Genomic DNA, 22,628 nt, shown 5'->3' on the forward strand with positions numbered 1-22,628 from the left:
AATGATATGAATGCAGAGATTATTGCAGTTGGCTCGGAATTGTTACTTGGTCAAATTACGAATACAAATGCAGCATTTATTTCTAAGCAACTTGCAGAATTAGGTGTGAATGTGTATTTCCATACAGCAGTTGGTGATAATCCAGAACGATTAGTAGAAGCAATTCAACAAGCGGAAAAACGTGCAGAGTTAATCATTTTCTCTGGAGGACTTGGACCCACAAAAGATGATTTAACGAAGGAAACGATTGCAAAACACTTAAACACTACACTTGAAATGAACGAGCAAGCAATGCAGTCGATTCGCCACTTTTTTGAAAAAATTCATCGTGAAATGACGCCAAATAATGAAAAGCAAGCACTCGTATTAAAAGGTAGCTTTATTCTAGAAAATCATCATGGAATGGCCCCCGGAATGGTCACTGAGCATCAAAACCGCTTTTATATGTTACTTCCTGGACCACCAAAAGAATTGGAACCAATGTTCCAGTTTGAGGCAAAGCCATTTTTAATGAACAAACTATTTGAAGATGCCGCTATTTATTCGCATGTTCTCCGTTTTTACGGAATAGGAGAAGCAGAGTTAGAAGATCGCATACATGATATTTTAGATGCTCAATCAAATCCCACAATTGCTCCATTAGCTTCAGATGGCGAAGTTACAATTCGTATCTCCGCAAAAAGTAAATCGAAGGAAGAAGCAGATTCTCTCATCTATTCTGTAGAAGAAAAGATCGTGGAAAGAGTTGGCGACTATCTGTATGGGTACAATGACGATTCGTTAGCATCAAAAGCAGTGGATGCACTTCGTCAACATGAAATGACGATAGCCGCTGCTGAAAGTTTAACAGCTGGATTATTTATGGCAGAACTAGCTTCTGTCCCAGCGGTTTCGGATATTTTTGTCGGTGGAGAAGTTACATATCATACGGATGCGAAAATTAACACGCTAGGTGTGTCGCGCGAAATAATCGAAAACTATGGTGTCGTTAGTAAAGAATGTGCCATTGAAATGGCGAAAAAAGCCAGTGAAAAATTCGGCACGAAAATTGGTGTTGGATTGACTGGCGCAGCTGGTCCAAGTAGTTTAGAAGGTGAAACACCTGGTTCTGTTTGGATCGGCATTCGTTTAGCGAATGGAGAAACTTATGCGGAGCATCTTCAATTGTCTGGAAATCGAAATACCAATCGACTTCGAGTTGTTAAAAAAACGTTTTCTATTCTTATCCGTTTAGTCAAAGATTCCACGATCCGTTAAATGAAGACTACAGCAGCTTACGTTTAGTATGCTGCTTTTTTAATGAAAAAATGATATTTCGAAAAGAAACATTCATTTGGTCGTTTGTTTTGTTGGTATAATTTTCTTGTTTTAGAGAAAATAAAGCTTCTAATTAAAAATAACCGAATAAACGTTCGCTTTTTTCTTGTGTATTTCTCATAAACCGAGTATAGTAGTTGTAGAAAGAAGTTTATGGGAAATAAGAGGAGGAAATACTGTTGAGCGATCGTAAAGCAGCTTTAGATATGGCGTTAAAACAAATTGAAAAACAATTTGGTAAAGGTTCCATCATGAAATTAGGGGAACAAACGGATCGTCAAGTTCAAACAACTTCTAGTGGCTCACTAGCACTTGATGCAGCACTTGGAGTAGGTGGTTATCCACGCGGAAGAATCATCGAAATTTATGGACCAGAGAGTTCAGGTAAAACAACGGTGGCACTTCATGCGATTGCAGAAGCACAAGCTTCTGGCGGCCAAGCAGCGTTTATTGATGCAGAGCATGCATTGGATCCTGTTTATGCACAAAAATTAGGTGTAAATATAGATGAGTTATTACTTTCACAACCAGACACTGGAGAGCAAGCACTTGAAATTGCGGAAGCTTTAGTTCGAAGTGGTGCAGTTGATATTCTTGTTATTGACTCTGTAGCCGCTTTGGTTCCAAAAGCGGAAATTGAAGGAGAGATGGGAGATTCCCATGTCGGTTTGCAAGCTCGTCTAATGTCGCAAGCTCTTCGTAAGCTTTCAGGTGCCATTAGCAAGTCGAAAACAATTGCAATTTTCATTAACCAAATTCGTGAGAAAGTCGGCGTTATGTTCGGAAATCCAGAAGTTACACCTGGTGGACGTGCGCTTAAATTCTATAGCTCAGTTCGACTAGAAGTAAGACGTGCTGAAACGATTAAATCGGGTAATGACTTTATGGGAAATAAAACAAAGATTAAAGTTGTAAAAAATAAAGTAGCACCGCCGTTCCGTACAGCAGAAGTAGACATTATGTATGGAGAAGGTATTTCCAAAGAAGGAGAGATCATCGATTTAGGCGTCGAAATGGACGTTGTGAATAAGAGCGGGTCTTGGTACGCATACAACGATGATCGACTTGGACAAGGGCGAGAAAATGCGAAAATTTTCTTAAAAGAAAATCCTTCTATTCGAGATGAAATAGCACGTAAAATTCGGGAATCATACGGATTAACGGCTGGATCGTATACAATTGCAGGTCATGAAGACGAAGAAGATGCGGAATTCGCATTACTTCTTGATGAAGAATAGAATTATTAGAAACAATATCCTTCTAATTCCTTATGGGCATTAGAAGGGTATTTTTATGCAGAAAAACATGATTGTAAAAGTTGATTTTGTTGGGAAAGCAATCCTGATAGTTTTACTCCATCGAAAACATATGTGCAAAGAAAAAATGGTCATATATTCTAGATCAAAAGAGGCAGAAAGAAATCGAGTGGGTACCATTAGGATTATAGAAGAGATTGTATAATGTTCGTTGATTTGTCTCCTATCATTTAAATTGATAGAAACCACTCTATTCAGGTCTGTAAGTAGTGATAAATGCTTTTATTCTCAACGGAATAAAATGACAGACTTTTCCTATATTTCAAAAGGAGTTACCTTGACAGAGGTTTTTGTCACCGATACAATTAAGGGGTATTATCCTATTATCTGAACCGACAACATGAAAAAATGAAAATAGCAAGAGGAGGTGTTCAAATGGATTATTTTGACATAATCTCCGCTTTGCTTGGTCTTATCGTCGGTGCCGTTGTTAGCTATTTTGTAGTGAAAAGTGTGAACGATTCGAAAGTGACTGGTGCGAAACAATCAGCGCAAACCATTCTCGATGATGCAAAGCGAGAAGCGGAGGCACTAAAAAAAGAAGTATTACTAGAAGCCAAAGATGAAACTCACAAGATGAGAACTGAAGCTGAATCTGAAATCCGTGAACGCCGATCGGAACTGCAAAAACAGGAAAATCGGTATTTACAACGTGAAGAGAACATTGATCGTAAAGACGATGCGCTTAACAAAAGAGAAGCAGGATTAGAGCGGAAGGAAGAAGCTCTTTCTGAACGACAACAGCATATCGAACTGATGGAGAACAACGTAGCGGAGCTTGTAGCTAAACAGCAGTCAGAACTTGAACGAATTTCTGCATTAACGAGAGATGAAGCTAAAACGATTATTCTCGGACAAGTAGAAAACGAACTTGCGACAGACATTGCTGTTATGACGAAAGAAGCGGAAACGCGAGCTAAAGAAGATTCTGACAAAAAAGCTCGTGAAATCCTTTCTCTTGCTTTGCAACGATTTGCAGCGGACCATGTAGCAGAGACTACTGTTTCAGTTGTTAACCTACCGAATGATGAAATGAAAGGCAGAATTATTGGTAGGGAAGGACGAAATATCCGTACGCTAGAAACACTTACTGGTATTGACTTAATTATTGATGACACACCAGAAGCAGTTATTCTATCAGGATTTGATCCTATTAGACGAGAAACAGCTCGTTTAGCACTAGAGAAATTAGTACAAGATGGAAGAATACATCCAGCTCGTATTGAAGAAATGGTGGAGAAATCTAGACGGGAAGTAGATGAGCAGATTCGTGAAATCGGAGAGCAAACAACATTTGACATCGGAATCCATAACTTACACCCTGATTTAATTAAAATTATGGGTAGAATGAGATACCGGACAAGTTACGGTCAAAACGTGTTGAAGCACTCAAAAGAAGTTGCCGTATTGGCAGGTCTTCTTGCAGCAGAGCTTGGCGAGGATGTAACACTAGCACGACGTGCCGGATTACTACATGATATTGGGAAAGCAATCGATCATGAAGTGGAAGGTAGTCACGTTGAAATCGGTGTGGAACTTGCGAAAAAGTATAAAGAACATCCAGTAGTTATTAACAGTATCGCTTCCCATCACGGTGACACAGAAGCAACATCTGTTATTGCTGTCCTAGTTGCAGCAGCAGATGCTTTATCTGCTGCTAGACCAGGTGCAAGAAGTGAAACACTTGAAAATTACATTCGTCGACTTGAAAAACTAGAAGAAATTTCAGAGTCCTACGAAGGTGTAGAAAAATCATTTGCTATTCAGGCAGGAAGAGAAGTTCGTATCATTGTTCGACCGGAACAAATTGACGACATTACTTCTCATCGTTTAGCACGTGATATTCGAAAACGTATTGAAGAAGAATTAGATTATCCTGGTCACATCAAAGTGACGGTAATTCGTGAAACAAGAGCAGTAGAATACGCAAAATAATAAAGGCTTCTTCGGAAGCCTTTTTCTTGTGGCTTCTTATTACCGATCGAAAGGGATGTCGTTTCATTCTGAACAGTGGTAAGATGAATGATTGTAGAAGATAAGTTGTAGAAAGTTGGGTTATACATGAGAGTATTATTTATTGGAGATATTGTTGGTTCCATGGGACGTGAAATGGTCGAAGAATATTTGCCAAGATTAAAAAAGAAATATCAAATTGACGTAGTAATTGTAAACGGTGAAAATGCAGCGGCAGGTAGAGGAATCACGAAGAAAATTTATCAAGACCTCCTGTATATGGGAGTGGATGTTGTAACTATGGGAAACCATACGTGGGATCAGAAAGAAATTTTCGATTTCATCGATGACGTGGACTATTTAATACGACCAGCTAATTTCTCGAAAGATGCGCCTGGTAGAGGAATGACGTCCATTTCGAAAAGCGGTACAACACTTTCCGTCATTAATCTACATGGACGTACTTTTCTTCCACCTCATGACGATCCATTTGAAAAAGTAGCAGAGTTAATGGAGGAAGCTAAAAAGATTTCCCCATTAGTATTTGTCGATTTTCACGCGGAAGCGACGAGTGAAAAAATGGCAATTGGTTGGTTTTTGGATGGTAAAGCCTCTGCTGTGGTTGGAACACATACACATATACAAACAGCAGATAATCGCATTCTGCCACAAGGAACGGCGTATATTACAGACGTAGGTATGACCGGACCATATGACGCAATACTTGGTATGAAGAAAGAAGATGTGTTATACAGATTTCAAACGAATCTTCCAGCACGATTCGAAGTACCAAAAGCCGGTCGCAAAATGTTAAGCGGAGTCGTGATTGATATCGACGATGTGACTGGAAAATCAAATTCGATTGAACGTGTCTACATTAATGAGGATTCGCCTTTTCAAAACTAGCTTCTAAGTAGTTTTCCTGGTGCATATGTTAGGTCAAGAAGGTAACTTCTAACGCATCTGACATACTAGGAGGAATAAGAATGGAATCATTAAAAGTATCATCTAAATCAAACCCAAATTCAGTGGCTGGGGCATTAGTGGCAGTGATTCGTGAAAAAGGATTTGTGGAGTTACAGGCAGTCGGTGCAGGTGCCTTAAATCAAGCTGTGAAAGCCATTGCGATTGCTAGAGGTTTTGTTGCTCCAAGCGGTACGGATTTGATTTGCTCACCAGCTTTTACAGATATCGAGATTGCTGGTGAAGAACGAACAGCATTAAAATTATTGATTGAAAAGAGAGTACGAGCACAAATAAAGTAACGACTTCGACGACCATTGTAGGTATGACCTGTAAATTCATCGTTGTATGCACTAGCTTAGTCTTAGTAAAAAATGAAAAATAGATACGTTTCAACATTCCTGTTCGTTTCAAAGTGAGTGTTGCTTACATCGGATATTTTGAAGAAGCTAAATGGTGATTTGCTTCGAAAGCAGGATTAATTCATTGAAACTAACAAAACAAGAAGAAACCAAGCAAACGTTGCTTGGTTTTTTTGCGTGAACTGCAATAAATAGCTCCTACTTTCTTTTCTTCCATGCTTGAAGAAAGCAACAGTGATGAATGATTACACTTGGTGTCCGTCAAAGGTCTGAATTCGTGTAACAGAAACGTTTATAAATAGTGAAATGGTATGTATAATGGTACACTATGATAGGATTTAACTACTTATAAGCACGTTAGGAGATGTTATTATGTTACATCAGCTTTCATGGAAAGTCGGTGGGCAACAAGGGGAAGGTATTGAGAGCACGGGCGAGATTTTTTCGATGGCGATGAATCGCCTCGGGTACTATCTTTATGGCTATCGTCACTTCTCTTCACGAATAAAAGGTGGACATACAAATAATAAGATTTGCGTTCGTACAACAGAAGTTCGTACGATTCCAGATGATTTAGATATATTAGTGGCATTCGATCAAGAAACAATCGATGTAAACTACAAAGAGTTAACACAAAATGGCGTGATTATTGCCGACAGCAAGTTTAACCCTGTGAAACCTGATGATTGTATTGGTGAAATGTACAGTGTCCGTTTTACGGAAATAGCTTCTGAACTAGGAACATCTTTGATGAAAAACATGGTGGCAATTGGTGCTACTTCCGCATTGATGGAATTAGATTTAGCCGTTTTTAAAGACGTTGTAGACGAAATCTTTGGTCGCAAAGGTGCTGCTGTAGTAGAGAAAAACCTTGAAGCGATACAGCTCGGCTATGCGGAAATGACACGTCAACTTGGGAATCGATCGGGTGATTTTAAATTAGTGGAAGCGGATGGAAAACGCCGATTGTATATGATTGGGAATGATGCCATCGCGTTGGGAGCTCTTGCAGCTGGGGTAAGATTTATGGCTGCTTATCCAATAACTCCTGCCTCTGAGATTATGGAATATTTAATCAAAAAATTGCCGAAATTCGGTGGAACCGTCATTCAGACCGAAGACGAAATAGCTGCAGCAACAATGGCTATTGGAGCAAATTATGGAGGAGTTCGCTCATTCACTGCTTCTGCTGGTCCTGGATTATCACTCATGATGGAGGCAATCGGCCTATCGGGCATGACTGAACAACCTTTAGTAATTGTAGATACACAACGCGGAGGACCATCTACCGGTCTACCGACAAAACAAGAGCAATCGGATTTAATGCAAATGATTTACGGAACACATGGTGAAATTCCGAAAGTTGTGATCGCGCCAAGTACTGGAGCAGAGGCATTTTATGACACAGTTGAGGCATTTAATATTGCAGAAGAGTTGCAATTACCAGTGATTATTTTGTCCGATTTACAACTCTCATTAGGGAAACAATCTGTTGAGCCGTTTGATTACGCGAAAGTGGTTATTCGTCGCGGAAATTTAATAGCAGAAAGTGACGTAACAGAACAGGAAGACAAAGCTTATTTTAAGCGATATGAAGTAACAGAAAATGGTGTTTCTCCGCGTGTACTACCGGGAATGAAACATGCAATTCATCATGTGACAGGTGTTGAACACGATGAAACAGGAAAACCTTCTGAGTCCGCAATGAATCGGAAGAAGCAAATGGACAAGCGTATGCGTAAGCTCCAGCATGTACATTTTCCACAACCAATCTATCAATACGCACCTTTTGAAGAAACAGATATCTTGCTAGTAGGATTCAATTCGACTCGTGGTGCTTTAGAGGAAGTACAGCAAACGTTGATTGCAGACGGATTAAATGTGAACCACGCTCATATTCGACTCATTCATCCGTTTCCAGCGAAAGAAATGACCGTACTTGCAGAAAAGGCGAAAAAAATAATTGTTGTCGAGAACAACGCGACAGGACAATTAGCGAACATTATGAAAATGAATATTGGATTCCATCAGAAAATGGAATCGATTTTAAAATACGATGGAACTCCTTTCCATCCAAGAGAATTGTACAACTTAGTAAAGGAGTTGCACACAAATGGCAACGTTTAAAGACTTTCGAAATAATGTGAAACCCAACTGGTGCCCAGGGTGTGGAGACTTTTCAGTGCAAGCTGCGATTCAACGAGCTTCTGCAAATGTCGGTATTGAACCAACCGAGTTAGCGGTTATCTCAGGAATTGGTTGTTCAGGAAGAATTTCTGGTTATATAAATTCTTATGGCTTTCATGGTATCCATGGCCGCGCACTTCCTATAGCGCAAGGACTGAAAATGGCGAACAAAGACTTGCATGTAATTGCTTCAGGTGGAGATGGTGACGGATTTGCAATCGGAATGGGTCATACCATACACGCAATTCGTCGAAATATTGACATCACATATATTGTCATGGATAACCAAATTTACGGATTAACAAAAGGGCAAACTTCTCCTCGCTCTGCAGCTGGATTTCAAACAAAGTCAACGCCTGGAGGTGCAATTGAGCCTTCTTTAGCTCCTCTTGAAATGGCTTTAACATCCGGTGCAACGTTCGTCGCTCAAGGGTTCGCTTCCGATATAAAAGAACTTACTAGTATTATTGAAGCTGGAATTGCACATAAAGGCTTCTCATTTATCAATGTATTTAGTCCTTGTGTGACGTATAATAAAGTGAATACGTATGATTGGTTTAAAGAGCGGTTAGTAAAAGTGGGAGCATTGGATGACTATGATGCTTCTAATCGACAAATAGCCATGCAACAGTTAATGGCACATGATAGCATGTTAACGGGTATTCTCTATCAAAACCTTGATCAACCATCCTACCAAGAACAAGTGGTTGATTACTCAGCTGAGCCATTAAGTACACACGATCTATACATGGAACCAGGGAAGTTCGATGATTTAATGAAAGAATTTTATTAAGTAAAAGTAAAGTGACTGCTCACCAGTACGTGAGTGGTCATATTTTTTGACCATTTACCAACAATTAAGCAACCCTCCTTGAAGAATCCCAGAAGTTATCAGTATAATAGAGAAATGGATTTCCGTACGTATGGAAATGAGAAAGGAGACTTCTCATGAACGAAGATCAAAAAAATACAACGAATTTATTAACGAAATTAAAACAAACAGACAAAGTCGAAAAAGATTACAGTCAGTACTTTCAATCTGTTTATACAGCACCTTCTTTAAAGGATGCAAAAAAACGTGGTAAAGAAGATGTTACATATCATCATGATTTTAATATTGACCCTAAATACCAAGGGATGGGCGATGGCAAAAAGTTCTATATTCGCACATATGGGTGCCAAATGAACGAGCATGATACAGAAGTGATGGCAGGTATTTTCATGGCGTTAGGCTATGAATCGACCAATACAGTTGAAGATGCAGATGTTGTTTTATTAAATACATGTGCAATTCGCGAAAACGCGGAGAACAAAGTGTTTGGTGAATTAGGACATTTAAAACCGTTAAAATTAACGAATCCGAACATGTTAATCGGCGTTTGTGGATGTATGTCTCAAGAAGAAGCAGTCGTCAATAAAATTTTGAAAACATACGAGCAAGTTGATCTTATTTTTGGAACACACAATATTCATCGTTTGCCAGCTCTTTTACAGGAAGCGTATATGTCAAAAGAAATGGTCATGGAAGTGTGGTCAAAAGAGGGAGATGTAATCGAAAATCTTCCTAGAGTTCGAAAAGGGTCAATTAAAGCTTGGGTAAATATTATGTATGGTTGCGATAAATTTTGTACGTATTGTATTGTTCCTTATACTCGAGGTAAAGAACGTAGTCGTCGTCCAGCAGAAATTATTCAAGAAGTAAGACAGTTAGCTGCACAAGGATACAAAGAAATTACACTATTAGGTCAAAATGTAAATGCGTATGGAAAAGACTTTGACGATATAGACTATCGATTTGGTGACTTGATGGACGATTTACGCAAAGTAGATATCCCAAGAATTCGTTTTACAACAAGTCATCCTCGTGATTTCGATGATCATTTAATTGAAGTATTAGCAAAACGGGGCAACTTAGTAGAGCATATTCACTTGCCAGTTCAATCTGGATCAAGTGACATGCTGAAGATTATGGCACGAAAATATACAAGAGAGCAATACTTGGAACTTGTGCGTAAAATTCGACAAGCAATTCCAGAAGCAACTTTTACAACAGACATTATCGTTGGATTTCCAAATGAGACAGACGAGCAATTTGAAGAAACAATGTCTCTATACCGAGAAGTAGGATTTGACATTGCCTTTACGTACATTTATTCTCCAAGAGAAGGAACTCCTGCAGCAAAAATGGTAGACAATGTTCCAATGGAAGTGAAAAAAGAACGATTACAACGTTTGAACAAATTAGTGAATGACTCTTCCTTTGAAGCGATGAAAAAATATGAAGGGGAAATTGTCGAGGTGCTTGTTGAAGGCGAAAGTAAGAAAAACCCTGAAGTATTAGCCGGATACACTCGTAAAAATAAGCTCGTCAATTTTGTTGCTTCAAAAGAAATGATTGGAAAGCTCGTGTTTGTAAAAATAAATAAAGCGAAAACATGGTCTCTAGATGGAGAATTCGTGTCAGTAGCAGAAAATCAAGAGGTGCCAGCCCTATGACAACATATACAAAAGATCAAATTATTGAAAAAGCGCGTGAAATTGCGACAATGATTACGAATACTGAAGAAGTAGAATTTTTTAAACGCGCGGAAGCACAGATTAATGAAAATCAAAAAATTCGCGAAAAAATTGCTAGTTTAAAGAGTCTTCAAAAACAAGCGGTAAATTTCCAACAATACGGTAAAGAAAAAGCGCTATCATTAGTAGAAAGTAAAATTGCTGAAATTGAAAAAGAAATTGATGAAGTACCGATTGTACAAGAGTTCAAGCAATCGCAAGTAGATGTAAACGATTTATTGCAACTAGTGGCAAATACCATTGCGAATAATGTGACGAACCAAATTATTACGGCTACTGAAGGAGATCTTCTTCAAGGAAAAACAGGATCTGACATGAAGGCGCAACCAAAAAAACTTTCATAAGTTAAAAAAGTATGAAAAAAGCTATCACTCGTGGAAACAAACGCGTGATAGCTTTTTTGTTTTTCAAGAGATTAAACTGAGACAATCACCTTTTATTCGCCTAAGCATATGATGAAAAGAGCGAATACGAAGGAGGAAGTTGAATGAAGTTTGTTCGACAAATAATGACGAAAGCTGTCATTGCGAAAGGTAAGAAAAAAACAGAAGCAGTCGAAACATTGCGGCCACCAAATGAGCCAGATAGTATTCTTGGCTGCTGGGTAATTAATCATACGTATCAAGCAAAAAAACAAGGCAATTATGTAGAAGTAGTGGGCAAATACGATATTAATGTGTGGTATGCACATCATGATCAATCAAAAACATCTGTTTTTTCAGAGACCGTCCCATATCGCGATAAAGTAAAAGTGCACTATCGTGACTCTTCACATCCATCCGTTGAAGAAATTAAAGTTCGAGTGATTCAACATCCATCATGTGAAGAAGCGATCATAACTTCAGACGGAGAATGTTTCCAAGTGACCGTTGAAAAAGAAATATGTGTGGAAATTATTGGTGAAACGTTACTGAGTATTCAAGTACATCCTCATGAATTTGAAGAAGAATGGAAATACGAGGAAAGTACTTCTTCCTCTTCAGACTTTTTGATGCAATCGGAATCTTCTTCTCATTAATAGAGTCGGTTGTTACCGGCTCTTTTTCTTCTACTCTTTGTTATACTATGAAGAGAGCGATATAACGAAAATGAGGGAAATTTATGACAACATACACACCTATGATGCAACAATATTTGCAAATTAAAGAAGGCTATCAAGACGCGTTTCTTTTTTTTCGATTAGGGGATTTTTATGAAATGTTTTTTGAGGATGCCATACAAGCTTCTCGAATATTGGAAATTACATTAACGAGTAGAGATGCAGGAGCAAAAGATCGTATTCCGATGTGCGGAGTTCCTCATCATGCCGCGCAAAATTATATGGACGCTCTCTTAATGAAAGGCTATAAAGTAGCGATTTGTGAACAGGTGGAAGATCCGAAAGAAGCAAAAGGTGTAGTCAAGCGAGAAGTAGTCCGTGTCATTACGCCTGGGACGATGACAGAAGGAAAAGGAATGGACAGTAAAACAAATCTTTTCTTAGGATCAGCTGATTTAGTAGAAGACGGAACTGCCATCCTAGCTTACGTAGATCTTTCTACTGGAGAAGGTACGGTTACCTCTTTTAGAGGAGAAGCGAATTCATTATTTCAAGAAGTTTTATCTTTACAAATTAAAGAACTTCTCGTAGCTGAAAATCTTTCATTGTTATTGGAAGAAAAAGCAATGAATAGTGGGATCAATTTGACAACTAGTTCGGAGTTGCAGCTTGCAGAACATGAACAATCATTACAGCATTTGCCAACGTTTGTGCATCCAACCTGCAGTAGACTGTTACATTATATACATACGACACAAAAAAGATCCTTTTTGCATTTACAGCCTTTTCACTACGAAGAAAAAACACACTATCTATCCATTGATTATCACTCAAAACGTAATTTAGAGCTACTTTCCTCCATTCGTGGAGGCGATACGAAAGGTTCTCTTTATCATTTGTTAGACCACACGAAAACAGCGATGGGTGGTCGAAAGCTAAAGCAGTGGCTTCATTATCCATTAGCTTCAAAGGTTGCGATCGAGGAGCGATTAACCATTGTAGATGGTCTTTTAGTTGATTTCTTTTTGCGAAATGAACTGAGAGAAAGCTTACATGAAGTATATGATTTAGAGCGTCTTGCAGGTAGGATTTCGTTCGGGAATGCTGGGCCAAGAGATTTGGCGCAACTTCAGAAAAGTTTGCAACAGCTCCCGTTATTTAAAGCAGCTTTAGAGAACTCGACCAATCCCGTCATTTCTTCACTTGGGGAAAGTTTGGATACCTGTGAAGATATTACCTCCTTGTTAGAAAAAGCATTACTCGAAAATCCTCCTCTTCATGTAAAAGAAGGAGACGTTATTCAAAACGGCTATAACAGTAGATTAGATGAGTTACGAGATGCAAAAAACAACGGCAAAAAGTGGATAGCTGCACTTGAACAAAAAGAACGGGAAATAACAGGCATCAAGAACTTGAAAATCGGGTATAATCGTGTATTTGGTTACTATATCGAATTGACGAAGTCGACCATCTCGATGGCTGATCTTACACGATATGAACGGAAGCAAACCCTTGCAAATGCGGAGCGATATATCACAGCAGAATTAAAAGAAAAAGAAGCGCTAATCTTACATGCAGAAGAAGAGAGTGTACAGTTGGAAATTCAGTTATTCCAAGCACTTCGTGAAGAATTAAAACAAGTCATTCCTCGCATTCAGCAAGTGGCTAATATCCTTAGTGAAATAGATGTCTTTCAATCATTTGCACAAGTCTCAGAGCGAGAAAGATTTGTTCGTCCAGAATTTCATGATGGAAGAGAATTACGAATTATAACTGGCCGGCACCCTGTAGTGGAAAGCATGTTAAACAGTCATATTTATGTGCCAAATGACTGTATTTTAACCGAAGATGCAAATATGTACTTAATCACCGGACCAAATATGTCTGGTAAAAGTACGTACATGAGACAAGTAGCGATTACGGTTATTATGGCTCAAATGGGGTGCTTCGTTGCTGCAGAGAGAGCATTATTGCCTATAACAGACCAAATTTTCACACGCATTGGTGCAGCAGATGATTTAGTATCTGGGCAAAGTACGTTTATGGTCGAAATGTTGGAATCAACGAATGCGATCAACGGTGCCACCGATCGAAGTTTGTTATTATTTGATGAGATTGGACGCGGTACATCTACCTACGATGGCATGGCACTCGCACAAGCAATGATGGAACATATTCACGATACGATTGGTGCAAACACTTTATTCTCCACTCATTACCACGAATTGACGCAATTAGAACATACCGTGGAGCGCTTAAAAAATGTTCACGTTGCGGCCACAGAAAAAGAAGGACAAGTTGTTTTTTTACACAAAGTTATGGATGGACCAGCGGATAAAAGTTATGGCATACATGTAGCGGAATTAGCAAATATGCCTTCTGCAATAATTGACCGAGCACGTGTTATCCTACATGATTTAGAAAAAACGTCTGCTTTGAAAACACCATTGCAGAAGCAAAAAAGTGAGCAATTATCAATGTTTGATGCATCCATTGAAAACGAACTATTAGCGATACAAATTGGCCAAACAACACCATTACAGGCACTGCAATTATTAGATGAACTCCAACGCAAAATTCGTTTGTCATCGAAAGAAGGGAATTAAATTGGGAGCCATTCAAATTATGGATGCATTATTGTCCAATAAAATCGCAGCAGGTGAAGTGGTAGAGAGACCATCTTCTGTGGTGAAAGAACTAGTGGAAAATGCAATTGATGCTGAAAGTACGTCAATTGAAGTATTTTTGAAAGAAGCAGGGTTAACGGAAATTCGAGTTGTGGATAATGGCAAAGGAATGGATCAAGAAGATGCTTTGCTTTCTTTTTCGAGGCATGCAACAAGTAAAGTATTTCAAGAACACGATCTCTTTCGTATTCGTACATTAGGATTTCGCGGAGAAGCACTGGCATCGATTGCTTCTGTGTCCAAAGTGACAATGCAAACTTCTAATGGTGTAGAAGGAACGAAAATTGAATTAGATGGAGGACGACTTATTTCTAGCGAAGAAAGTAGTCTCCGAAAAGGAACGGATATTTCCATACAGCAATTATTCTTCAACACACCAGCAAGATTGAAATATGTTAAAAGTATACAAACAGAGCTAAGTCACGCATTAGATTTGATAAACCGATTAGCTATTTGTTACCCCTCCATTGCATTTTCGGTTTTTCATAATGACCAACAATTGCTACGCACACCTGGTAGAGGAGACTTACATCAAGTAATTGCAGCTATTTACGGTATGTCGATTGCCAAGAAAATGATTCCGTTTGAAGCGGAAGACCCGGATTTTCGAATCTCTGGTTTTGTTTCCTACCCAGAAATTACACGCGCGTCAAAAAATTATATTACCTTATTTGTAAACGGCAGATGGGTAAAGCATTTTGGCATAACGAGAAGTATCGTAGAGGCGTATCATACATTTTTGCCAATCGATCGTTATCCAATCGTGATTTTATCCATCGAAGGGGATCCGTTATTAACAGATGTGAATGTACATCCCGCAAAACACGAAATTCGATTAAGTAAAGAGAAAGAGCTGAAAGAACTTGTTGAAAACACGATACGAGATCGTGTTAGAAAACTGTACCAAATTCCAAATGCTACAGCTCCTGAGAAGAAAGTAGATTCCTCTTCCCAATTGTCTATATGGAATCAGTCTTCTTCAACACCACCAGGTCAAGTGACATCTGCTCCCGAAGACATCAAGATTGTAAATTCTTCTTTTGAAACTCCGAGTGATTTCATGCACTCCCAACTGGAGTCAGTGAATCATGTAAGAGAAAGCGCAGTTGAAAAGAGTGTTGAAAATCATTTTTCATTTTCTTCACCAAATCATACAGCTTTTGAAGAAGGAATTTCAGAAGATAAACGAGAATTTCCTTTATTAGAAGTAGTGGGGCAAATACACGGCACATACATCGTGGCGCAAAGTGAAGATGGTTTTTACTTAATTGACCAGCATGCAGCCCAAGAAAGAATTAAATACGAGTTTTTTAAAGAAAAAGTAGGGAAAGTAGATTCTAATGAGAAACAACCATTATTGATACCACTTTCCTTTGAGTTTACGTCAAATGAGCAAGTATTAGTGAAGGAACGCTTATCTCTGCTTAAAGATGTTGGGCTGACACTTGAAGAATTTGGCATTAACACATTTATTGTTCGAGAACATCCAACGTGGTTTCCAAAGGGAGAAGAAGAATCGATTATTCAACAAATGATACATGAAGTGGTTCAAGAAAATAAATTATCCATTCCGAAATTCAGAGAAAAAACAGCAATCATGATGAGCTGTAAGCGATCAATAAAAGCAAATCATTACTTAACACATTCGGATATGGAACAGTTATTGCATGATCTTCGTCAATGTGAACAACCTTACACTTGTCCGCACGGACGTCCATTAATTGTCCATTTCTCCACATATTCAATCGAAAAAATGTTCAAACGCATCATGTAAAGCGATTACCTATTTTATGAGGAATCGCTTTTTCTCGCATATTACACATTAATAAGTGCTTAGGGGGATCCAAATGGGAAAGTATATCATGAGTATTGACCAAGGTACCACAAGTTCTCGTGCAATTTTATTCAATCAAGAAGGAAAAGTAGAACATATCGCACAAAAAGAATTTACACAATATTTCCCTCATTCTGGTTGGGTGGAACATAACGCAAGTGAAATATGGGGGTCTGTGTTATCCGTAATTGCTGCTGTATTGACTGAAAGTGGAGTACAGCCACAAGAAATTCATGGGATAGGAATCACAAACCAGCGAGAAACGACAGTTGTTTGGAACAAAAAAACTGGCAGACCAATATACAATGCAATTGTCTGGCAATCGAGACAAACTGAAGAAGTTGTAAACAATTGGAGATCGGAAGGACTCGAATCGTGGTTTCAAGAAAAGACAGGGTTAAAATGTGACCCATATTTCTCCGCTTCGAAAGTAAAGTGGATATTGGACCATGTCGAAGGTGCTCAAGAACTGGCAGAACGAGATGAACTATTAATGGGGACAATCGATAGTTGGTTAATATGGAAATTAACGAATGAACAAGTACATGCAACCGATTACTCGAATGCTTCTAGAACAATGCTTTACAACATCCATGATTTGCAATGGGATGAAGAAATATGTGCCAAATTAGCATTACCTTTAAGTATGCTACCGGAAGTTAAAGAATCCTCAACCGTGTATGCTCAGACAGATCCATCTGTTTTTTTCGGCCAAAAAATACCAATTGGAGGAGTGGCGGGAGATCAGCAAGCTGCTCTATTTGGACAAGGATGTACCGAAAAAGGTATGACGAAAAACACTTACGGCACAGGATGCTTCATGCTAGTCAACACTGGTGAAGAAGCCGTTGTGTCAGAAAATGGATTGCTAACGACAATTGCATGGGGAATGAATGGCAAAGTACAGTATGCCCTCGAAGGCTCTGTATTTGTAGCAGGATCAGCCATCCAATGGTTACGAGACGGACTGCGAATGATTAAAACAGCAAAAGATAGCGAACTGTATGCATCTAAGGTTGACGATAGTGATGGAGTATACGTTGTTCCTGCTTTTGTCGGGCTAGGTACCCCATACTGGGATTCGACAGCTCGAGGTGCAATTTTCGGATTGACTCGTGGAACTACTAAAGAGCATTTCATTCGAGCAACACTAGAGTCACTTGCCTATCAAACAAAAGATGTTCTGGATGTTATGGAAATGGATGCAAATTTGACCGTCGAGACGCTCCGAGTAGATGGTGGAGCAGTAGACAATGAAATGCTCATGCAATTCCAAAGTGACTTGCTGAATAAACGTATTGAACTTGCTACGATTAATGAGTCGACTGCATTAGGCGCTGCTTATTTAGCTGGCCTATCTACAGGGTTTTGGCAAGATATTGAAACGATTCAATCATTACGTCAAATTAAGAAAGTTCATGAACCAAGAATGACGGAAGACCTTCGACAAGCGAAATATCAGAAATGGCAAAAAGCCGTAGAAGCAACTCGTGTTTTTCACTAACTAATAGTTTGACTAGTCACAATAGAAGGAGGAACAATAGATGCTCTCAGCAATTGCTCGTCAAGACAAGGTAGAGAAACTGGATTCCTATCATTTTGATATTCTCATCATTGGTGGTGGAATTACAGGTGCAGGAATAGCGTTAGATGCTAGAACTCGAGGATTATCTGTCGCATTAATAGACATGCAAGATTTTTCTGCAGGCACTTCGAGTCGCTCAACGAAGCTTGTGCACGGTGGCTTACGCTATTTAAAACAATTTGAAGTTAAGATGGTAGCTGAAGTGGGAAAAGAGCGTGCGATTGTTTATGAAAATGCACCTCATGTTACGACACCAATACAGATGCTCCTACCGTTTTATAAAAAAGGAACGTTTGGTAGAACAAGCACTTCCATTGGATTGAAAGTGTACGATTTCTTAGCAGGGGTAAAAAAAGAGGAAAGACGTATTATGCTATCGAAAGACGAAACACTTCGTTTAGAACCTCTATTGAAGGAAAAATCACTTTTAGGTGGCGGATTGTACACGGAGTATCGGACAGATGATGCTCGATTAACAATTGAAGTGATGAAAAAAGCGGATGAACTAGGTGCTCTTTGTGTCAATTACGTAAAAATGGACAATTTTTTCTACCATAACGGAAAAGTTCAAGGCGTCCAAGCGAAAGATCTATTAATGAACAAAGAAATATCCATTCAAGCTACCCATGTCATAAATGCTGCAGGTCCATGGGTGGACGAGGTTCGTTCCAAGGATAGTATTGAAAATGGAAAGCAATTGCGTTTAACAAAAGGCGTTCATATCGTTCTAGATCGTCAACGGTTTCCTTTGAAACAAGCCATCTATTTTGATGCCCCTGATGGTCGCATGATTTTCGCCATCCCACGAGGGGACAAAGCATATATAGGAACAACAGATACAGTGTATGAAAAAAATCCAATACACCCTATCGCCAGCAATGACGATGTTTCGTATTTAATTGATAATTTAAATCGTCAATTTCCGGACCATTCATTTACATTCGCAGATGTAGAATCCACATGGGCAGGAGTTCGACCTTTAATTTTTGAAGAAGGGAAAGATCCTTCTGAAATATCAAGAAAAGATGAAGTATGGCGTTCAACTTCTGGACTGTGGTCGATTGCTGGTGGAAAATTGACCGGATATAGAAAAATGGCGGAAACAATTGTGGATGAAGTGATGAAAGAATTCGATTCTACAAAACAGATTGCCAGTGGGACGAAGCATTTGTCTTTATCAGGTGGAGGTGTTAATGGTTCAACAGGTTTGTCTAGCTTTCTTCAGCAAAAGAAGAAAGAAGGACAGCTTCATGGACTTTCTGAAGAAGAGAGCATGGAACTAGCAAGTTACTATGGATCGAATGTCGATCACGTTTTTTCTTTTTATGCTTTTCTAAATATAAATAACACATCTCTACCTCGAATAGAGGCTGCAAAACTTGCATATTCCATTCAATACGAGATGTGTATGAAACCGCAAGATTTTCTTATTCGACGTAGCGGATATGGTTTTTTTCATTTAGAAAAAGCGTGGGACCTTCTTTCTGGTGTGACAGAATTTCTGGGAGATCGTTTACATTACTCGCCGGAACAAAAAGAAACACTTAAAAAAGAAGCGGAGTCAGAGCTAACGCTTTTAACTCAATTTAAGGAAGGGAAATTTCTATGAAGCGCATATATGCACTTGAAATGAGTGATGGAGTATTCATACATGTTGTTTCTTATGCTCCATCTGGGGAATGTAAAGGACACATTCATTTTTTACATGGTTTAGGGGATCATCATTCAAGATATGAACCTTTTTTCGACTATTTAAATACGGAAGGATATTTTGTCTCCACGCATGATCAACGCGGTCATGGTGAAACAGGAAAGAAAAGTAATCACTTTGGCTATTTTGCTGAACATAATGGATTCGAACGAATTACGGAAGATGTCAGAGAGATCATCCAACACGTTCGCCAATCGACAACATTACCTCCTGTTATTCTGATAGGACATAGTATGGGGTCATTTGTAGCAAGAAGATATGCACAGTTATATGGGGGGAGCATTCAGTCGTTAATAGCAATTGGAACAATAGCTCCCACAACCATCAAAGAAAAACTTGCGAAACCGCTCATTCAGGCATTTGTTCGATTCCAAGGGAAAGAAAAGCCGAATGAGTTATTACAGTCGCTTTCCTTTGGGGCATACAACAAAACGGTGAAAAATCCATCAACTGAATTTGACTGGCTAAGTCATAACAAAGCAAATGTTCAAACCTATATAGACGATCCATATACAGGATTTGTGTCGAGCAATCAACTTTTTCTTGATCTTTCAGAAGCATTTGAGAAACTAGAAAATCTAGAAGAGAATCAAAAAATTCCTAAGAATCTACCAATCTTACTCCTTTCAGGAAAGGACGATGCTTTGATTCATATGGGAAAAGGCATTTGGAAAGTAGCTGCTTTATATGAAAAAGCAGGGTTAACGAATGTAACGGTTTCCTTAATTGAAAAAAATCGACACGAAGTGTTAATGGAAGAAAATAAAGAAGAAACGTATAAGTTTTTGGTGAAGTGGATAGAAGGAGTGTAATATGTCTACATTAGATTTAGTGGCCATTGTAGGTCCTACTGCAGTTGGTAAAACGGACTTATCGATTGAACTCGCTACAAAATGGAACGGCGAAATCATAAATGGTGACTCCATGCAAGTGTATGAAGAATTATCAATTGGAACAGCGAAAATAACAGAAGAAGAAATGAAAGAGATTCCGCATCACTTGTTCGACATAAAAAAACCAACGGAATCATTTTCAGTAGCGGAGTATCAACAACTCGTTCGTGAAAAGGCTAGGGAAATAAAAAACCGAGGGAAAGTGCCTATTTTAGTTGGCGGAACAGGATTGTATGTGCAAGCAGTATTATACGATTTTCATTTTACGGAAACAAAAATTGATGCTTCTCTTCGATCTACTCTTTACGAAGAATTAGAGGAGTTTGGACCGGTCCATATGCATCAAAAATTACAGGAATTAGATAAGCCTTCTGCGGATTCGATCCATCCCAACAATACGAGACGCGTTATTCGTGCGCTTGAAATGATCCTTTTTCAAGGAGAAAAACGATCAGCAGACAATTTCCAACAAGGGAAAGAAGAGTTTCTTCAACATCTAGTGCTCGGATTAAATCGTGATCGAGATGAACTTTATGAGCGCATTAATCAGCGAGTAAACTGGATGATCGAAAAAGGTTTGGAACAAGAGGTTAGAAATTTACAACAAAAGGGTATTCGTGAAGGACAGGCAATGCAAGCCATTGGTTATAAAGAAATGATTCGTTATTTAGATGGCGAGTTAACATTGCCAGAAACGATCAAACAAATCCAACAAAATTCAAGAAGGTATGCCAAACGGCAATTAACTTATTTTCGAAACAAAATGGACATCACTTGGATTGACGCTTCATTGCCAATTAACCGACAAGTTGCCATTGCGGATGAAGCGAAAATGAAAAAAGAGAATGACTATGATCAAAAGAGAGAGAAGGAGAAAGAATCATGAAACCTATTAATATTCAAGATGTGTTTTTAAATCAGTTACGTAAGGACAAAATCTTCGTTACGGTATTTTTATTAAATGGATTCCAGTTAAAAGGTACCATCAAATCATATGATAATTTTACGGTGATGTTAGAGTCTGATGGGAAACAACAACTAATTTATAAACACGCTATTTCCACTTATGTACCAGCCAAAAATGTCGATATTTCCGCTGAAATGGAATAAGCAATTCACTTGACTGTATACCATGGGGGGTATATACTTTTGCTATACCAATCAAGGAGGAAAAAATAATATGAAATCAATTACTACTGAAGAATTACAAGAGCGTTATGAAAATGGAGAACAATTTAATATTGTAGATGTTCGCGAAGCGGACGAAGTAGCGGAAGGAAAAATCCCAGGTGCTACTCATATTCCATTAGGTTTGATCGAATTCAAACACCAAGAATTAGATAAATCAAAAGAATACCACATGGTTTGTCGTTCAGGTGGACGTAGTGGCAGAGCTTCTCAATTTTTAGAAAGCCAAGGCTATAACGTTGTCAATGTTGACGGCGGAATGATGTCTTGGACTGGTAAAACAGAATAACTTAAAAAAAGCGATGCACATGTCAATATGTGCGTCGCTTTTTTACTGTTGGCTGCCTTGTAGAGATTTAAAAGGCAATCGCCATTTATACATATAGGATAGAATTCTCAACACTGTAATAACGATAAACAACAAATATAAATACAAATCCTTCGTCACAATTTCAAATCCAATCAATAACCCGGCGAGTGCTGCCCAGACTGCATAAATTTCATGTTTTAAGACAGTTGGCTTTCGACCTGCTAGTAAATCACGAATTATTCCTCCACCTGATCCTGTCAGAACCGCTGCTACTACAGCAGCACTAATCGGAAGATTATATTCTACTGCAAAAAGCGCACCTTGAATGGCAAAAGCAGAAAGACCAATGGCATCAAAAAAATTCCCCCAACGATACCAATGTTTTAATAATCCATTTGGAAATAAAAATAGTACCGTCATCGAAAATAGAGCAATTTGAAAGAGCATTTCTTTCTCCCACAATGCCGAAACAGGTACCCCTATAAGTAAATTACGAACAGCCCCACCACCAAAGGCAGTAACAATTCCTAGTAAATAAACACCGAAAATATCATATTCTTCTTGCATCGCAACAATGGCTCCCGATATTGCAAAAGCCATAATACCGATGATGCTAAAAAATTCCCATGCCAATCTTCATTCCTCCAATATTCACAAACCGAGATTCATTGTAGCAGAATGTTGACTAAATGAATAGCATTGATAA

19 protein-coding genes are annotated in these 22,628 nt (G+C 38.7%); 18 read left to right on the forward strand and 1 reads right to left on the reverse strand.

The window, feature by feature from the left end:
- The first annotated feature begins 6 nt into the window (after nucleotides 1–6).
- From D3873_RS05195 to D3873_RS05280, 18 genes are all read left to right on the forward strand, one after another.
- A complete protein-coding gene (locus tag D3873_RS05195; protein ID WP_119883044.1) occupies nucleotides 7–1,257 on the forward strand; it encodes a competence/damage-inducible protein A in 1,251 nt (416 codons plus the stop codon).
- A gap of 239 nt (nucleotides 1,258–1,496) precedes the next feature.
- Nucleotides 1,497–2,555: a recombinase RecA gene (gene recA, locus D3873_RS05200; protein ID WP_119883045.1), complete on the forward strand. Its 1,059-nt coding sequence runs from the start codon at nucleotides 1,497–1,499 to the stop codon at nucleotides 2,553–2,555.
- Nucleotides 2,556–3,008: 453 nt separating this feature from the next.
- Nucleotides 3,009–4,568, forward strand: a complete 1,560-nt coding sequence (gene rny, locus D3873_RS05205; RefSeq protein WP_119883046.1) for a ribonuclease Y — start codon at nucleotides 3,009–3,011, stop codon at nucleotides 4,566–4,568.
- Nucleotides 4,569–4,694: 126 nt separating this feature from the next.
- The gene (locus D3873_RS05210; protein ID WP_119883047.1) at nucleotides 4,695–5,492 is read left to right on the forward strand and encodes a TIGR00282 family metallophosphoesterase; all 798 of its coding nucleotides are present in this window, start codon (nucleotides 4,695–4,697) and stop codon (nucleotides 5,490–5,492) included.
- 80 nt (nucleotides 5,493–5,572) lie between these two features.
- On the forward strand, nucleotides 5,573–5,851 hold the full coding sequence (locus D3873_RS05215) for a stage V sporulation protein S (protein ID WP_119883048.1): 279 nt from the start codon (nucleotides 5,573–5,575) through the stop codon (nucleotides 5,849–5,851).
- Nucleotides 5,852–6,283: 432 nt separating this feature from the next.
- Entirely contained in the window at nucleotides 6,284–8,038 is a 1,755-nt protein-coding gene (locus D3873_RS05220) for a 2-oxoacid:acceptor oxidoreductase subunit alpha (RefSeq protein ID WP_119883049.1), read from the forward strand.
- Entirely contained in the window at nucleotides 8,025–8,891 is an 867-nt protein-coding gene (locus D3873_RS05225; RefSeq protein ID WP_119883050.1) for a 2-oxoacid:ferredoxin oxidoreductase subunit beta, read from the forward strand. Before D3873_RS05220 ends, D3873_RS05225 begins: the two co-directional genes overlap by 14 nt.
- 155 nt (nucleotides 8,892–9,046) lie before the next feature.
- The gene (gene miaB / locus D3873_RS05230) at nucleotides 9,047–10,594 is read left to right on the forward strand and encodes a tRNA (N6-isopentenyl adenosine(37)-C2)-methylthiotransferase MiaB (RefSeq protein ID WP_119883051.1); all 1,548 of its coding nucleotides are present in this window, start codon (nucleotides 9,047–9,049) and stop codon (nucleotides 10,592–10,594) included.
- Nucleotides 10,591–11,019 carry a YlbF/YmcA family competence regulator gene (locus tag D3873_RS05235; RefSeq protein WP_119883052.1) on the forward strand — a complete coding sequence of 143 codons (429 nt, stop codon included), beginning with the start codon at nucleotides 10,591–10,593 and terminating at the stop codon, nucleotides 11,017–11,019. Before miaB ends, D3873_RS05235 begins: the two co-directional genes overlap by 4 nt.
- Before the next feature lie 143 nt (nucleotides 11,020–11,162).
- Nucleotides 11,163–11,693, forward strand: coding sequence for an outer spore coat protein CotE (gene cotE, locus D3873_RS05240; RefSeq protein WP_119883053.1), 531 nt, complete (start codon nucleotides 11,163–11,165; stop codon nucleotides 11,691–11,693).
- 83 nt (nucleotides 11,694–11,776) lie between these two features.
- On the forward strand, nucleotides 11,777–14,320 hold the full coding sequence (gene mutS, locus D3873_RS05245) for a DNA mismatch repair protein MutS (protein WP_119883054.1): 2,544 nt from the start codon (nucleotides 11,777–11,779) through the stop codon (nucleotides 14,318–14,320).
- Between the two features lies 1 nt (nucleotide 14,321).
- Nucleotides 14,322–16,175 carry a DNA mismatch repair endonuclease MutL gene (mutL, locus tag D3873_RS05250; RefSeq protein ID WP_119883055.1) on the forward strand — a complete coding sequence of 618 codons (1,854 nt, stop codon included), beginning with the start codon at nucleotides 14,322–14,324 and terminating at the stop codon, nucleotides 16,173–16,175.
- Nucleotides 16,176–16,248: 73 nt separating this feature from the next.
- Complete coding sequence (glpK, locus tag D3873_RS05255) at nucleotides 16,249–17,739, forward strand: glycerol kinase GlpK (protein WP_119883056.1); 1,491 nt, start codon at nucleotides 16,249–16,251, stop codon at nucleotides 17,737–17,739.
- Nucleotides 17,740–17,779: 40 nt separating this feature from the next.
- Nucleotides 17,780–19,429: a glycerol-3-phosphate dehydrogenase/oxidase gene (locus D3873_RS05260; protein WP_119883057.1), complete on the forward strand. Its 1,650-nt coding sequence runs from the start codon at nucleotides 17,780–17,782 to the stop codon at nucleotides 19,427–19,429.
- Complete coding sequence (locus tag D3873_RS05265) at nucleotides 19,426–20,343, forward strand: alpha/beta fold hydrolase (protein WP_119883058.1); 918 nt, start codon at nucleotides 19,426–19,428, stop codon at nucleotides 20,341–20,343. Before D3873_RS05260 ends, D3873_RS05265 begins: the two co-directional genes overlap by 4 nt.
- A 1-nt stretch (nucleotide 20,344) precedes the next feature.
- Nucleotides 20,345–21,310, forward strand: coding sequence for a tRNA (adenosine(37)-N6)-dimethylallyltransferase MiaA (miaA, locus tag D3873_RS05270; RefSeq protein ID WP_119883059.1), 966 nt, complete (start codon nucleotides 20,345–20,347; stop codon nucleotides 21,308–21,310).
- Nucleotides 21,307–21,534, forward strand: a complete 228-nt coding sequence (gene hfq / locus D3873_RS05275; RefSeq protein WP_119883060.1) for an RNA chaperone Hfq — start codon at nucleotides 21,307–21,309, stop codon at nucleotides 21,532–21,534. The genes miaA and hfq overlap by 4 nt, the downstream gene beginning before the upstream one ends.
- 70 nt (nucleotides 21,535–21,604) lie before the next feature.
- Complete coding sequence (locus D3873_RS05280; protein ID WP_119883061.1) at nucleotides 21,605–21,901, forward strand: rhodanese-like domain-containing protein; 297 nt, start codon at nucleotides 21,605–21,607, stop codon at nucleotides 21,899–21,901.
- A gap of 42 nt (nucleotides 21,902–21,943) precedes the next feature.
- Here the strand turns inward: D3873_RS05280 and D3873_RS05285 are convergent, their stop codons facing one another.
- Nucleotides 21,944–22,555, reverse strand: coding sequence for a trimeric intracellular cation channel family protein (locus D3873_RS05285; protein ID WP_119883062.1), 612 nt, complete (start codon nucleotides 22,553–22,555; stop codon nucleotides 21,944–21,946).
- Between the last annotated feature and the right edge of the window lie 73 nt (nucleotides 22,556–22,628).

It is taken from the genome of Paenisporosarcina cavernae (assembly GCF_003595195.1).
Classification (GTDB): domain Bacteria; phylum Bacillota; class Bacilli; order Bacillales_A; family Planococcaceae; genus Paenisporosarcina; species Paenisporosarcina cavernae.